Raw genomic sequence first — 14,060 nt, 5'->3', positions numbered from 1 at the left:
CGTAACCCCAGCCAAGCCCCTCAGCGCCGCGCCCGCCCCCACCCGCCCCCTGTGGACAACGACGCGGCCCGGGCAACCGCTGGCGTAGCATGACGAGAAATCGTCCGGTACCCCCCGCGGACTGGAACGGAAGGCCGTCCCCGCGTGAACGTGAACGCACCACATGAGCCCCTGGACGTCAGGGACCGCCCCGCCCGCCTCACTGTCGGCGTCGTCGGAGCCGGCAGGGTCGGCCCCGCGCTCGCCGCCGCGCTGGGGCTCGCGGGACACCGGCCGGTCGCCGTCTCAGGTGTGTCGGACGCGTCCGTACGCCGGGCCGCCGCTCTCCTGCCCGACGTCCCCCTGGTCACCCCCGCAGAAGTCATGGCCAGGGCGGAACTCGTCCTCCTCACCGTCCCCGACGACGCCCTGCCGGGCCTGGTCGAAGGGCTCGCGGAGACCGGCGCCGTCCGTCCGGGACAGCTGATCGTGCACACCTCCGGGCGGTACGGGGCCAAGGTCCTCGACCCCGCCCTGCGCGCCGGCGCGCTGCCGCTCGCGCTGCACCCCGCGATGACGTTCGCCGGCACCTCCGTCGACGTGCAGCGGCTGGCCGGCTGTTCCTTCGGCGTCACCGCGCCCCAGGAGCTCCGTCTCGCCGCCGAGGCCCTGGTCATCGAGATGGGAGGCGAGCCCGAATGGATCGCGGAAGAGTCCCGTCCGCTTTACCACGCGGCCCTCGCTCTCGGCTCGAACCACCTGGTCACCCTCGTCGCCCAGTCGATGGAGCTGCTCCGCGCCGCAGGCGTCGAGGCCCCGGACCGGATGCTGGGCCCGCTGCTCGGAGCCGCCCTCGACAACGCGCTGCGTTCCGGCGACGCCGCGCTCACCGGCCCCGTCGCCCGCGGCGACGCGGGTACGGTCGCGGCGCACGTCGCTGAGCTGCGCAAGCACGCGCCGCAGGCAGTCGCGGGATACCTCGCCATGGCCCGTACGACGGCGGACCGCGCCCTCGCGCACGGCCTGCTCAAGCCGGAGCTGGCCGAGGTGCTGCTGGGGGTTCTTTCCGACCGGTCCGCCGTCACCGGCGGGGGAGACGACCGGTGAGCGCCGCCCCCTTCGCACTCGTCCCCACCCGCGACGATCTGCGTCGCGTGCTCGACCGCGACGGCGGCCCGGGCCGCAGCGCCGTCGTCATGACCATGGGCGCCCTGCACCAGGGCCACGCGTCGCTGATCCGCGCCGCCCGCGCGCACGTCGGCCCCGAGGGGTTCGTCGTCGTCACCCTCTTCGTCAACCCGCTGCAGTTCGGGGCCGGCGAAGACCTCGACCGCTACCCCCGCACCCTCGAAGCGGATCTCGTCCTCGCCGAACAGGCCGGTGCGAGCGTCGTGTTCGCCCCGTCCGCCGACGAGGTCTACCCCGGCGGCGCACCGCAGGTCCGTATCAACGCGGGACCGATGGGGGAGCGCCTCGAAGGCGCGTCCCGGCCCGGCCACTTCGACGGCATGCTGACCGTCGTCGCCAAGCTGCTGCACATCACAGGACCGGACGCGGCCTTCTTCGGCCAGAAGGACGCGCAGCAGCTCGCCCTGATCCGCCGCATGGCCGCCGACCTGAACTTCCCCGTGGAGATCGCCGGGGTGGAGACGGTCCGCGAGGCCGACGGTCTGGCCCTGTCCAGCCGCAACCGCTACCTCTCGCCGGCCGAACGGACCACCGCGCTCGCCCTGTCCCGCGCGCTGTTCGCCGGACGTGACCGCCTCGCCGCCCAGGAGGCCCTGCACGCCCGCGCGAGCGCCCGGAGCGCGCCGCATCCGGCGCGCGCGGCAGCCCTCGCCGCCGTCGGCGAGGCCCGCGCGGCAGCCGACGCGCACGCCGTCGAGCAGGCCGGCCAGGCGGGTCTCAGCGGCCCCGCAGCGGTCCGCGCCGCGGCGGCCGCCGTCTTGGACGAGGCCGCCCACGCCGTCCCCCCGCTGCGCGTCGACTACCTCGCCCTGGTGGACCCGTCCGACTTCACCGAGGTCCCCGACACCTACCGCGGCGACGCCGTCCTCGCGGTCGCCGCCAGGACCGGCGCCACGCGCCTGATCGACAACATCCCGCTGATCTTCGCCGGCGCCCCGCTCGCCGGCCGGGCCGGCGAGCAGGGAGCCCAGGCATGACCCGCACCGGTATACGGCTGAACGCCCCCGCCCCCGGCTGGTCCATCGAAGCCGACGTCGTGGTCGTCGGCTCCGGCGTCGCAGGCCTCACGGCCGCACTGCGCTGCACCGCCGCGGGTCTGCGCACCGTCGTCGTCACCAAGGCCCGCCTCGACGACGGCTCCACCCGCTGGGCGCAGGGCGGCATAGCGGCCGCCCTCGGCGAAGGCGACACCCCCGAGCAGCACCTCGACGACACGCTCGTCGCGGGCGCCGGCCTGTGCGACGAAGAGGCCGTGCGCGCCCTGGTCACCGAGGGCCCTGACGCCGTACGCCGCCTGATGGACACCGGCGCCCAGTTCGACACCGACCCGGGGTCGGGCGTCATCCAGCTCACCCGCGAAGGCGGCCACCACCGCCGCCGCATCGCGCACGCGGGCGGCGACGCGACGGGCGCCGAGATCTCCCGCGCGCTGGTCGAAGCGGTGCGATCGGCCTCGCTGCGTACGATCGAGAACGCCCTGGTCCTGGACCTGCTCTCGGACGCCGACGGCCGTACTGCAGGTGTCACCCTGCATGTCATGGGGGAGGGGCAGCACGACGGCGTCGGCGCGGTCCTCGCCCCCGCGGTCGTCCTCGCCACCGGCGGCATGGGCCAGGTCTTCTCGGCCACCACCAACCCGTCCGTGTCCACGGGCGACGGCGTCGCACTCGCGCTGCGCGCCGGCGCGGAGGTCTCCGACCTCGAATTCGTCCAGTTCCACCCCACGGTGCTCTTCCTCGGCGCCGACGCGGAGGGCCAGCAGCCGCTGGTCTCCGAGGCGGTACGGGGCGAGGGCGCCCACCTCGTCGACGCCGACGGCGTCCGCTTCATGCTCGGGCAGCACGAGCTGGCCGAGCTCGCCCCGCGCGACATCGTCGCCAAGGGCATCATGCGGCGCATGCGCGAACAGGGCGCCGAGCACATGTACCTGGACGCCCGGCACTTCGGCGCCGAGATGTGGGAGACCCGCTTCCCCACCATCCTCGCGGCCTGCCGCTCCCACGGCATCGACCCCGTCACCGAACCCATTCCGGTCGCGCCCGCCGCGCACTACGCGTCCGGCGGGGTACGGACGGACCTGCGCGGCCGTACGACCGTCCCCGGCCTGTACGCCTGCGGTGAGGTCGCCTGCACCGGCGTGCACGGCGCGAACCGCTTGGCGTCCAACTCCCTCCTGGAGGGCCTGGTCTTCGCGGAACGCATCGCCGAGGACATCGCGGCGACCTCCGCCACCCCGGGGCCCGCCGTGCCCAGCGAAGAGACACCGGACCCGCTCCTCGACCCCGCGACCCGCATCGGCATCCAGCGGATCATGACGGCGGGCGCCGGGGTGCTCCGGTCCGCGGCCAGCCTCGAACACGCCGCGGACGCCCTGGAAGTGCTGTACCGCAGCGCGGCCGTCGAGGCGGCGGAGGACCGCGAAGACACGCAAGCGCCCCAAGTGCCCCAAGCTCCCGAAGACCCCAAAGACACAGTGCCCGGTGTGGAGGCATGGGAGGCCACCAACCTGCTGCTCGTCTCGCGCGTGCTGGTCGCCGCCGCCCGCGCCCGCGAGGAGACCCGCGGCTGCCACTGGCGCGAGGACCGCCCCGACCGCGACGACGATTCCTGGCGCCGCCACCTCGTCGTACGGCTCACCCCCGGCCGCACCCTTGTCGTGCACCGCACCGAGTCCGCATCCTTCCCGCCCGCACGCCCGTAGAAATCCAGAGGGAGCAGTAACCGTGAGCACGCCCGACCACCCCGAGCTTCTGCCCACCGTGTCCGGCGGCTGCGGCGACTCCTGCGGCTGCGGCGGCGAGGAGACGTACGAACTCGACACCTCCGAGTGCGGCCTCGACCCCGACCTCGCGCAACTACTGGTCGCCGCGGGCCTGGACCCCGCCGAGGTCGAGGACATCGCGAACGTCGCCCTCGCCGAGGACCTGGCCGACGGCCCGGACGTCACGACCGTCGCGACCGTCCCCGAGGACGCCGTCGCCACCGGCGACTTCACCGCCCGCGAGGCGGGCACCGTCGCCGGTCTGCGCGTCGCGGAGGCCGTCCTGTCCATCGTCTGCACCGACGAGTTCGAGGTCGAACGGCACGTCGAGGACGGCGACCGCGTCACGGCCGGGCAGCCGCTCATCAGCGTCACCACCCGCACCCGCGACCTGCTCACCGGCGAGCGCAGCGCACTCAACCTGCTGTGCCGCCTGTCGGGCATCGCGACCGCCACGCGCGCGTGGGCGGACGCGCTCGAAGGCACCGGCGCCAAGGTCCGGGACACCCGCAAGACGACGCCGGGGCTGCGGTCCCTGGAGAAGTTCGCGGTGCGCTGCGGCGGCGGGGTCAACCACCGCATGTCCCTCTCGGACGCGGCGCTCGTCAAGGACAACCACGTGGTCGCGGCGGGCGGCGTGGCCGAGGCGTTCACGCTCGTACGAAAGCAGTTCCCGGACCTCGCCATCGAGGTCGAGGCCGACACCCTCGCCCAGGTCACCGAAGTCCTGGAGGCGGGCGCCGACCTGATCCTCCTGGACAACTTCACCCCGGAGCAGACCGCCGAGGCCGTGGCTCTGGTGAACGGCCGCGCCGCCCTGGAATCGTCGGGCCGCCTCACCCTGGAGAACGCCCGCGCGTACGCCGCCACCGGCGTCGACTACCTTGCCGTCGGCGCGCTCACGCACTCCTCGCCGATCCTCGACATCGGCCTCGACCTGCGTGAGGCGAAGTAACCCATGCTGCTCACCATCGACGTCGGCAACACCCACACCGTCCTGGGCCTGTTCGACGGGGAGGAGATCGTCGAGCACTGGCGCATCTCCACCGACGCGCGCCGCACCGCCGACGAACTCGCCGTACTCCTGCAGGGCCTGATGGGCATGCACCCGCTCCTCGGTGACGAACTGGGCGACGGCATCGAGGGCATCGCGATCTGCGCCACCGTCCCGTCCGTCCTGCACGAGCTGCGCGAGGTGACCCGCCGCTACTACGGCGACGTGCCCGCCGTGCTCGTCGAGCCGGGCATCAAGACGGGCGTGCCGATCCTGATGGACAACCCCAAGGAGGTCGGCGCGGACCGCATCATCAACGCGGTCGCCGCCGTCGAGCTCTACGGCGGGCCCGCCGTCGTCGTCGACTTCGGTACGGCCACGACCTTCGACGCCGTCTCCGCGCGCGGCGAGTACACGGGCGGCGTCATCGCCCCGGGCATCGAGATCTCGGTGGAGGCGCTCGGCGTCAAGGGCGCCCAGCTCCGCAAGATCGAACTGGCCCGGCCGCGCAGCGTCATCGGCAAGAACACCGTCGAGGCCATGCAGGCCGGCATCATCTACGGCTTCGCGGGCCAGGTCGACGGGGTCACCCGGCGCATGGCGCGCGAGCTGGTCGGCCCGGACGGCGACCCGGACGACGTGACCGTCATCGCGACGGGCGGCCTGGCGCCGATCATTCTTGGCGAGTCCTCGGAGATCGACGAGCACGAGCCGTGGCTGACCCTCATCGGCCTGCGCCTGGTGTATGAGCGGAACGTCTCCCGGACGTGATGCGCAGGCGGGCGGCCGGAATTGTTCTGCCCGCCGCGCCGCCATACATCAAATAAGCAGATTTAGTCTGTTTACTGCTTATTGTCGCCGCATGCCCACGCCATACGGATCTCGTGGCGGCATGGCGTTCGGCGCGGACGAGCTGCGTGTGCTCCGCCGCGCCCTCGCCATCGCCCTCCATCCCGCGTCACTGTCCGACGACGACGTCCAGGCCTGCGTGCGTCTCGCCGGCTCCCTGGACGAGGCGGTCCGCGAGGCGGGCCGCCTGCGTACGTTCCTCCTCGCCGACCTCGCCCGCTACCGCGACGCGCTGCCCGCGGCCGCCGGCGGCTATCTGGGGCTGCTCCGGGACGCCCTGGCCGCCGGCTATCAGCCGATCCCCGACGACCTGGTGGCGCTGCGCACTCTGCGCACCACCCCGGCCGCCGCAGCGCTCCTGGACCGCTGTCGCGCCATCGCCGAGCAGTCGGTACGGGCGCGGCTGGCCGGCCGCACCGCTGCGCCCGAGCCGCGCACGCGGCTGCTGGGCATCCCCGGCGGGCGTGCCGCCGCGCGCGGAGCCGGCGTGAATGCTGCCGAGGGCCCGGCGAGGCCCGGAGCCCCGGCGCCGGCGCCGCGGCGCGAGCCGACCGAGCGCCCGATGCCGAAGCCGTCGGAGGTCTTCCCGCCCCGCAAACGCCCCGAGCCCCCGCACGAGCGACGGGCGGCGGGGTAGCTACTCTGGGCGGCATGGACTACGTTTCCGCGCTCCTGCCCCCCGTGGTGATGGCCGCGTTCTTCATCGCCCTGGTCAGGACGATCATCAAGTCGCAGGGCGGTTCCAACAAGACCAAGGAAGACGCGGCCGTCGATGCCACGCTGGCGCGCGCCGAGGCAGCCCGGCAGGCAGGGGCGGCGCCCCGCCCCGGCAGCGTCTGACCCGACCGGCGCGGGCGTACGGCTCCATGAGGGGGTGCGGCTCCTTTAGGGGCTGTACGCCCTTTTCGCTGCCCGGGCAACCTGCCGTAACCGAAATCTCCCACTATGGTGGCGCTGTGCCTCGCCAATTGGGAGAGCTGGAAGACGCGGTGATGACCCGCGTGTGGCAGTGGAACCGACCGGTCACCGTCCGGGAAGTCCTCGAAGACCTTCAGAAGGAACGGCCCATCGCCTACACCACGGTGATGACCGTATTGGACAATCTCCATCAGAAGGGCTGGGTGCGCAGGGAAGTCGAGGGTCGCGCCTATCGGTATACGTCGGTCTCCACTCGGGCCGCCTACTCGGCCGCACTGATGAACGAAGCCTGGTCCACGAGTGACAACCCCGCGGCGGCCCTCGTCGCGTTCTTCGGGATGATGTCGACGCAGCAGCGCGCCGCTCTCCAGGACGCGATGCGCGTAGTGGGCACCGATTCGCCCGCGCAGGACGCCGAAAGCGCGGGAAACGCAGCGGGCGCGGTGGAAGCCGAGGGCGCAGCGGGCGCGGAGGGCGCCGAGAACACCGAGCCCCCGGAGCGATAGCGTCCCGGTATGCCCTCAGAGCCTGTGCCCCATCGCAATGCCGCGGAAAAAGCCATCACACTCCGGCGGGCGAGGACCAGTGATGTGCCATCCGTACGCCGGCTTGTGGACACGTACGCGAGCAAGCGCATCCTGCTCGACAAAGCGAACGTGACGCTTTACGAGGACATCCAGGAGTTCTGGGTCGCCGAACGCGACGAGGACGCGGCGGTGGTCGGCTGCGGGGCGCTGCACGTGATGTGGGAAGACCTCGCGGAAGTACGAACTCTCGCAGTCGATCCGGCCTTCAAGGGCGCCGGAGTCGGTCATCACGTGCTGGACAAGCTGCTCCAGACCGCCCGCTGGCTCGGGGTGCGGAAGGTTTTCTGCCTCACCTTCGAAGTCGACTTCTTCATCAAGCACGGCTTCGTGGAGATCGGAGAGACGCCGGTCGACGGAGATGTCTACAGCGAGCTGCTGCGTTCCTATGACGAGGGCGTGGCGGAGTTCCTCGGTCTCGAACGAGTGAAGCCGAACACCTTGGGCAACAGCCGGATGCTTCTGCACCTGTGATCGGCAGAAGGGCCGTCAGAAGCAGGCGGAGCCCTATGTCCGATACGCGCACGTTTCCCGTCTTCTTGAGGTACTGAACCTCGCCCGAGGGTTTGTGTTTTCCAGGGAAAAGCGGTTTCCTTTCCGCGTACTGCATTTTCGATGAAAGGAAATCCGGTGGCGCAGAAGGTTCAGGTCCTTCTTGTCGATGACCTCGACGGTGGCGAGGCGGACGAGACAGTCACGTTCGCTCTGGATGGCAAGACCTACGAGATCGACCTCACCACCGCGAACGCGGACAAGCTCCGCGGTCTGCTCGACCCGTACGCCAAGGGCGGTCGGCGCACCGGTGGCCGCGCCGCTTCGGGCCGCGGCAAGGCGCGCGTCGCTGCGGTCGGCAACCAGAACACGGCCGAGATCCGCAAGTGGGCCAAGTCGAACGGTTACAGCGTGAATGACCGCGGTCGCGTCCCGGCCGACATCCGTGAGGCCTACGAGAAGGCCAACGGCTGAGCATTCGCTTGAGCGGAATTCGCACGCGACAGGCGGGCCCGGTGGCATTCCGTTGCCGCCGTAGCCACGAGTCGTACGAGATCGGGTGTTTCCCCACGGCACCCGAGTCCGGCGAGAGCCGGAAGTGTCGGCTCCACCTCGTGCCGCGGTTCGGGGGGTCGCAGCCAGATGGCGGCCCCCTGCGAGCCGGGCCGGCGGGGCGGTGAGGGGGCGGTCATCCGCCGCCCCGCGCCGAGTGCCCGCAGGTCGAGGGCGACCCCGCCCCATTCCAGCCAGTCGAGCAGCCCCGGCAGCTCGTCCGCGCTGCCCGCCGCCACCAGCAGCCGCATCCGCCGCCCCATGAGTGCGACGGGCCCCGTGAGCCCCGTGTGACGCCGCAGTACGGCGAAACCCGCGTCCGCGGGCAGCTCCAGCACGTCGAAGCGCAGCCCGGCCAGGAGCCGCACCGGGCGGTCCCCGGAGGTGGCCCAGCCGAGCTCGTTCTCGTACCACTGCGCGATGCCGTTCTCGGCCGGCAGCGGGGCTGGTGGCAGCGGGGCGCGCGGAGACGGGACCATGGGCGTCATGTCCGGTACCAACCGCGCGAGGGACGCAAGAGTTACGCTGTGTCTCTGCTTGATCGCTCAGTGTCGGCATTGGTGGGGCGTGCGGAGACGTTCGGCGGCGCAAGGATGTTCGCCCGTAGCTGAGGGAACCCGGTGTTCGCCGCATGGAGTGTCAGCGCTTACGGGTAAGACATTCCTAGTGGGGAGGGGCGACACGCTCGCCGGGCCGTCTCGCGTTCGCCATCGGCGTAGTGGATGAACGGGTATCTGCTTGGCCTGCGGGAACATCGTCTCGCACCATCAGGTTGGAGCATGTGTCGGCTGTTCGGCAGCACGATTCCCCGCGGAGGCGGGGGTGATCCGGACGGATGTCGGCAGTTGGAATGAGCTGTCCCGTCCTACGGGACTAGCATGCGGAAGGACTGGGAGGGGACCGACCCCTCACTGACCGACCGCTCTGAGGAGCGATTAACGATGTTCGAGAGGTTCACCGACCGCGCGCGGCGGGTTGTCGTCCTGGCTCAGGAAGAAGCCCGGATGCTCAACCACAACTACATCGGCACCGAGCACATCCTCCTGGGCCTGATCCACGAGGGTGAGGGTGTCGCCGCTAAGGCCCTGGAGAGCCTCGGGATTTCGCTCGAGGCGGTTCGGCAGCAGGTGGAGGAGATCATCGGTCAGGGGCAGCAGGCCCCGTCCGGTCACATCCCCTTCACTCCCCGTGCCAAGAAGGTCCTGGAGCTGTCGCTCCGCGAGGCCCTCCAGCTCGGCCACAACTACATCGGCACCGAGCACATCCTGCTCGGCCTGATCCGCGAGGGTGAGGGCGTCGCCGCCCAGGTCCTCGTGAAGCTGGGCGCCGACCTGAACCGGGTGCGGCAGCAGGTCATCCAGCTGCTCTCCGGCTACCAGGGCAAGGAGACCGCCGCTGCCGGCGGCCCGGCCGAGGGCACGCCCTCGACCTCCCTCGTCCTGGACCAGTTCGGCCGCAACCTGACGCAGGCTGCCCGCGAATCCAAGCTCGACCCGGTCATCGGGCGCGAGAAGGAGATCGAGCGGGTCATGCAGGTGCTGTCCCGTCGTACCAAGAACAACCCGGTCCTCATCGGTGAGCCCGGCGTCGGAAAGACGGCGGTCGTCGAGGGCCTGGCCCAGGCCATCGTCAAGGGCGAGGTGCCCGAGACCCTCAAGGACAAGCACCTCTACACCCTCGACCTCGGCGCGCTCGTCGCCGGTTCCCGCTACCGCGGTGACTTCGAGGAGCGCCTGAAGAAGGTCCTGAAGGAGATCCGCACCCGCGGCGACATCATCCTGTTCATCGACGAGCTCCACACCCTGGTGGGTGCGGGCGCCGCCGAGGGCGCGATCGATGCGGCTTCGATCCTGAAGCCGATGCTCGCCCGCGGTGAGCTCCAGACCATCGGTGCGACGACCCTCGACGAGTACCGCAAGCACCTCGAGAAGGACGCGGCTCTTGAGCGCCGCTTCCAGCCGATCCAGGTGGCGGAGCCTTCCCTCCCCCACACGATCGAGATCCTCAAGGGCCTGCGCGACCGTTACGAGGCGCACCACCGCGTGTCCATCACGGACGCGGCGCTGGTCGCGGCGGCCACCCTGGCCGACCGCTACATCTCGGACCGCTTCCTGCCGGACAAGGCGATCGACCTGATCGACGAGGCCGGTTCCCGGATGCGCATCCGCCGGATGACCGCACCGCCGGACCTCCGCGAGTTCGACGAGAAGATCGCCGGCGTCCGCAGGGACAAGGAGTCCGCGATCGACTCGCAGGACTTCGAGAAGGCGGCCTCTCTGCGCGACAAGGAGAAGCAGCTCCTCGCGGCCAAGACCAAGCGCGAGAAGGAGTGGAAGGCCGGCGACATGGACGTCGTCGCCGAGGTGGACGAGGAACTGATCGCGGAGGTCCTGGCCACGGCCACGGGCATCCCGGTCTTCAAGCTCACCGAGGAAGAGTCTTCCCGCCTGCTGCGCATGGAGGACGAGCTGCACAAGCGCGTCATCGGCCAGAGGGACGCCATCAGGGCCCTCTCGAAGGCGATCCGCCGTACGCGAGCCGGTCTGAAGGACCCGAAGCGCCCCGGTGGCTCGTTCATCTTCGCCGGCCCGTCCGGTGTCGGTAAGACCGAGCTCTCCAAGACGCTCGCCGAATTCCTCTTCGGCGACGAGGACGCGTTGATCTCCCTCGACATGTCGGAGTTCAGCGAGAAGCACACGGTTTCCCGTCTCTTCGGTTCTCCCCCCGGTTACGTGGGATACGAAGAGGGCGGACAGCTCACCGAGAAGGTGCGCCGCAAGCCGTTCTCCGTCGTTCTCTTCGACGAGGTCGAGAAGGCCCACCCCGATATCTTCAATTCCCTGCTCCAGATTCTGGAAGACGGTCGCCTGACCGACTCCCAGGGCCGGGTCGTGGACTTCAAGAACACGGTCATCATCATGACGACCAACCTCGGGACCAGGGACATCTCCAAGGGCTTCAACCTGGGCTTCGCCGCCCAGGGCGACGTTCAGACCAACTACGAGCGGATGAAGAACAAGGTCAACGAAGAGCTCAAGCAGCACTTCCGCCCCGAGTTCCTCAACCGTGTCGACGACACGGTCGTCTTCCACCAGCTCACCGAGGAAGACATCATCCAGATCGTCGACCTCATGCTGGCCAAGGTGGACGAGCGCCTGAAGGACCGCGACATGGGCATCGAGCTGAGCTCGGAAGCCAAGTCGCTGCTCGCGAAGAAGGGCTACGACCCGGTCATGGGCGCCCGGCCGCTGCGCCGGACGATCCAGCGGGAGATCGAGGACAACCTGTCGGAGAAGATCCTCTTCGGCGAGCTGCGTCCCGGTCACATCGTGGTCGTCGGCATCGAGGGCGAGGGTGACGCGAAGAAGTTCACCTTCCGCGGCGAGGAGAAGTCGGCGCTGCCCGACGTCCCCCCGATCGAGCAGGCGGCGGGCCCGAGCAGTGGCCCGAACATGTCGAAGGACGCGTAACGCTCAGGCGACTCGCGACCTGAGCGCGCACAGGGGCTGCCCCGGACCATTCACTGGTTCCGGGGCAGCCCCTTTTGCGGCTTGCGACGCTCCCGGCGCGGGCGGGCCCAGCAGTCGGCGCAGCGATCCGTACAACGGCCGGCACAGCGATCAGCACAGTGCCGGTTTGCGCCAGGAGCATTCGAGGTCGGCGCCGGGGGTGGCGGTTCGGGAGGTGCGGGGGAGTCTGAGGACGGTGTCGGCCGGCGACGAGGAGGCCAGGGTGACCACGATGGCGTCCTCGATGCTCTTGACCGACGCGGCCAGGTAGTTGTTGAGCACGATGCCGTAGACCAGCTCGCGGCCGCCCGCGTCCGTGACGTAGCCGGACAGCGCGGAGGCGCCGGTCAGGGAACCCGTCTTGGCACGGGCGTTCAGGGCGGCGGGCGTGTCGCACATGCGGGAGCGGAGCGTGCCGCCGGTGGGGCGGTCCGGGGCGCAGGCGACGGGCAGGGAGGCGTACCAGGCGGCGTACCAGGGCTCGCCGCGTACGGAAAGAAGGAGCTTGACGAGCTGGCCGGCCGGGATGTTGTTCATCCGGGACAAGCCGGAGCCGTCCACTTGGCGCAGGGTGGCCGCGTCCACTCCCCGCTCGGTGAGGTGGGTGGCGATGGCGGCGAGGCCGGCGGTCCAGGTGCCCCGGCCGGCCGTCTCGTATCCGATGGTCTTGGTGAGGGCCTCGGCGTGCATGTTGTTCGACAGCTTCATGAAGGGGCGCATCAGCTCCTTCAGGGGCATCGAGCTGTGGGTGGCGAGGGGCTTGGCGTTCTTCGGCGTGGGGACGCCCAGGCGGGTCGGGCCGGTGACGCGTACGCCGTGGGCGGCCAGGGCGTCGGCGAACACGGCGGCGGCGTAACCGGTCGGCTCCCAGACGCTGATCCACTCCTTGGTGGCGGCCGCCCCGACGGGGATGCTGCCGGTGACCTTGATGCTGTTCGAGCCGTGCTCCCGCTCGACGGCCAGGGTGTCAGGCTGCCCGGCGGCGACCGTGGTGGCGGAGCTGACGTCGATGTCGACGTAGTCGGTACGTGGAGTGAGGGTCGCCCGGGGCGCCTTGCCCGGTGCGGCGCCGGGGGACACCTCGACGACGACCGAGCCGGAGTCGTAGTCGGTGTCCGGGGCGAGGGTGAGCGCCGAGATCTGGGCGGAGTAGTACGCCGATTCGTCATCGGCCGCCCAGGAGCGGCCGAGGCGCTGGGTGTCGAAGCGGGTGTCATCGGCGATCAGGCGGCCGGTGACCTTCTTTACGCCCGACTGTGCGACCGTCGCGGCCAGTCGCTCGTAGTCCTCGGCGAGGGTGGTGGGATCGCCGGTGCCGCGGAGGTAGAGGTCGCCGCGGAGTACGGAGCCTTTGCGGCTGCCGGTGGACAGGGCGTCCGTGCGGTAGCGGTAGTCGGGGCCGAGCAGGGCCATGGCGGCGACCGAGGTGGGCAGCTTGGTGTTGGAGGCCGGCATGAGGCGGTCGGCGCCGGCCCGCTGGTAGAGGGTTTTGCCGGTCGCGGCGTCGGCGACCACGACGCTCGCGGCGCCGCCGTCGAGCCGGGGGTCGGTAAGGATCCTGTCGATGGCGCTTTTCAGGCCGGCGTCCTTGAGGGCGGCTTCGGAGGGGCCGGCTCCGGCGGGTGAGCTCCAGGTGAGTGTGCAGGCGAGGCCGAGTGCCACGGGCCAGACCAGGGTGCGGGTGAGGCGGGCTCGGCGCTGTTGGCGCATCGCGGGTCTACTCATGGCACAGGAGCATCCCGGACGGGGGCGGCGGAGGGAAGGACGCGCGAGACCGGGTGCGGCGAGTGGTTGAGCGCAGAAGCGGCGAGCGGCTGAGTTGGGGAGCCGGGGTGCCGCGGAGTGGGTCGCTGTCCTTTGGATCAGCCTGTCCGGGGGTCTCGCGGTGACAAGGCGCACAGGCTCGGGGAGGCCTACGAGTCGGAATAGTGGAGGTGTTGCGCGACGGGCGCAGGACCTTCGGGCATCAGGGGGAAGGACCTTCGGCCCCGCGGCCGGAAATACGCCCAGTGCTGGGCGCATGGGTGTTTTGGTCTGGTCTGGTATGGGCTTAAACCGGTGTGACGCAGGTTATTTTTTCGACTTCGGCAGAGAGATGTGGGAGTCGTCAAGGGTCTGACAGTTGATGTTCTCAATACGGCTTCTGGTAGTAGATGGGGGGTTTTGGGTCAGGCGGGGGTTCGGGTTACCAAGGTGGAGCAAGCCCGGCGCTGTGCCGGGTTCATTCATCTCCC

13 protein-coding genes are annotated in these 14,060 nt (G+C 70.5%); 11 read left to right on the top strand and 2 right to left on the bottom strand.

What is annotated here, in order from left to right; all coding sequences use genetic code 11:
• Positions 1 to 144: 144 nt before the first annotated feature.
• The 10 genes from ACU6WZ_RS11920 (at position 145) to ACU6WZ_RS11875 (ending at position 8,239) form a co-directional block, all read left to right on the top strand.
• Positions 145 to 1,086: a Rossmann-like and DUF2520 domain-containing protein gene (locus ACU6WZ_RS11920; RefSeq protein ID WP_447033229.1), complete on the top strand. Its 942-nt coding sequence runs from the start codon at positions 145 to 147 to the stop codon at positions 1,084 to 1,086.
• Positions 1,083 to 2,144, top strand: coding sequence for a pantoate--beta-alanine ligase (gene panC / locus ACU6WZ_RS11915; RefSeq protein ID WP_447033227.1), 1,062 nt, complete (start codon positions 1,083 to 1,085; stop codon positions 2,142 to 2,144). The genes ACU6WZ_RS11920 and panC overlap by 4 nt, the downstream gene beginning before the upstream one ends.
• Positions 2,141 to 3,868, top strand: a complete 1,728-nt coding sequence (locus ACU6WZ_RS11910; protein ID WP_447033226.1) for an L-aspartate oxidase — start codon at positions 2,141 to 2,143, stop codon at positions 3,866 to 3,868. The genes panC and ACU6WZ_RS11910 overlap by 4 nt, the downstream gene beginning before the upstream one ends.
• A gap of 22 nt (positions 3,869 to 3,890) precedes the next feature.
• Positions 3,891 to 4,883, top strand: coding sequence for a carboxylating nicotinate-nucleotide diphosphorylase (gene nadC / locus ACU6WZ_RS11905; RefSeq protein ID WP_447033225.1), 993 nt, complete (start codon positions 3,891 to 3,893; stop codon positions 4,881 to 4,883).
• A gap of 3 nt (positions 4,884 to 4,886) precedes the next feature.
• Complete coding sequence (locus ACU6WZ_RS11900) at positions 4,887 to 5,693, top strand: type III pantothenate kinase (protein WP_447033224.1); 807 nt, start codon at positions 4,887 to 4,889, stop codon at positions 5,691 to 5,693.
• A gap of 121 nt (positions 5,694 to 5,814) precedes the next feature.
• On the top strand, positions 5,815 to 6,408 hold the full coding sequence (locus ACU6WZ_RS11895) for a hypothetical protein (protein ID WP_447033998.1): 594 nt from the start codon (positions 5,815 to 5,817) through the stop codon (positions 6,406 to 6,408).
• A gap of 14 nt (positions 6,409 to 6,422) precedes the next feature.
• Positions 6,423 to 6,611 carry a hypothetical protein gene (locus ACU6WZ_RS11890; RefSeq protein ID WP_447033223.1) on the top strand — a complete coding sequence of 63 codons (189 nt, stop codon included), beginning with the start codon at positions 6,423 to 6,425 and terminating at the stop codon, positions 6,609 to 6,611.
• A gap of 116 nt (positions 6,612 to 6,727) precedes the next feature.
• Positions 6,728 to 7,195: a BlaI/MecI/CopY family transcriptional regulator gene (locus tag ACU6WZ_RS11885; RefSeq protein ID WP_447033221.1), complete on the top strand. Its 468-nt coding sequence runs from the start codon at positions 6,728 to 6,730 to the stop codon at positions 7,193 to 7,195.
• A gap of 9 nt (positions 7,196 to 7,204) precedes the next feature.
• Positions 7,205 to 7,747: an amino-acid N-acetyltransferase gene (locus ACU6WZ_RS11880; protein WP_447033219.1), complete on the top strand. Its 543-nt coding sequence runs from the start codon at positions 7,205 to 7,207 to the stop codon at positions 7,745 to 7,747.
• A 156-nt stretch (positions 7,748 to 7,903) separates the two neighbouring features.
• Positions 7,904 to 8,239 (top strand): histone-like nucleoid-structuring protein Lsr2, encoded by a 336-nt coding sequence (locus ACU6WZ_RS11875; RefSeq protein ID WP_447033218.1) that lies wholly within the window; start codon positions 7,904 to 7,906, stop codon positions 8,237 to 8,239.
• Here ACU6WZ_RS11875 and ACU6WZ_RS11870 read toward each other — a convergent pair.
• Positions 8,218 to 8,805 carry an SCO3374 family protein gene (locus ACU6WZ_RS11870; protein ID WP_447033217.1) on the bottom strand — a complete coding sequence of 196 codons (588 nt, stop codon included), beginning with the start codon at positions 8,803 to 8,805 and terminating at the stop codon, positions 8,218 to 8,220. The genes ACU6WZ_RS11875 and ACU6WZ_RS11870 overlap by 22 nt on opposite strands.
• Before the next feature lie 453 nt (positions 8,806 to 9,258).
• Between ACU6WZ_RS11870 and ACU6WZ_RS11865 the strand changes: the two genes are divergently transcribed.
• On the top strand, positions 9,259 to 11,787 hold the full coding sequence (locus ACU6WZ_RS11865; RefSeq protein WP_447033215.1) for an ATP-dependent Clp protease ATP-binding subunit: 2,529 nt from the start codon (positions 9,259 to 9,261) through the stop codon (positions 11,785 to 11,787).
• Positions 11,788 to 11,937: 150 nt separating this feature from the next.
• On the opposite strand, the gene dacB is transcribed toward ACU6WZ_RS11865, so the two are convergent.
• The gene (dacB, locus tag ACU6WZ_RS11860) at positions 11,938 to 13,551 is read right to left on the bottom strand and encodes a D-alanyl-D-alanine carboxypeptidase/D-alanyl-D-alanine endopeptidase (protein ID WP_447033214.1); all 1,614 of its coding nucleotides are present in this window, start codon (positions 13,549 to 13,551) and stop codon (positions 11,938 to 11,940) included.
• Between the last annotated feature and the right edge of the window lie 509 nt (positions 13,552 to 14,060).

This window comes from Streptomyces hypolithicus, assembly GCF_052934925.1.
This window is presented reverse-complemented; position numbering and strand designations above follow the sequence as displayed.

What these genes read in the sequence shown, in the direction of transcription:
- ACU6WZ_RS11910 (WP_447033226.1), top strand. Translation starts at nt 2,141, where the DNA reads ATGACCCGCACCGGTATACGGCTGAACGCCCCCGCCCCCGGCTGGTCC.
- ACU6WZ_RS11900 (WP_447033224.1), top strand. Translation starts at nt 4,887, where the DNA reads ATGCTGCTCACCATCGACGTCGGCAACACCCACACCGTCCTGGGCCTG.
- ACU6WZ_RS11895 (WP_447033998.1), top strand. Translation starts at nt 5,815, where the DNA reads ATGGCGTTCGGCGCGGACGAGCTGCGTGTGCTCCGCCGCGCCCTCGCC.
- ACU6WZ_RS11890 (WP_447033223.1), top strand. Translation starts at nt 6,423, where the DNA reads ATGGACTACGTTTCCGCGCTCCTGCCCCCCGTGGTGATGGCCGCGTTC.
- ACU6WZ_RS11880 (WP_447033219.1), top strand. Translation starts at nt 7,205, where the DNA reads ATGCCCTCAGAGCCTGTGCCCCATCGCAATGCCGCGGAAAAAGCCATC.
- ACU6WZ_RS11870 (WP_447033217.1), bottom strand. Translation starts at nt 8,805, where the DNA reads ATGACGCCCATGGTCCCGTCTCCGCGCGCCCCGCTGCCACCAGCCCCG.
- ACU6WZ_RS11865 (WP_447033215.1), top strand. Translation starts at nt 9,259, where the DNA reads ATGTTCGAGAGGTTCACCGACCGCGCGCGGCGGGTTGTCGTCCTGGCT.
- dacB (WP_447033214.1), bottom strand. Translation starts at nt 13,551, where the DNA reads ATGAGTAGACCCGCGATGCGCCAACAGCGCCGAGCCCGCCTCACCCGC.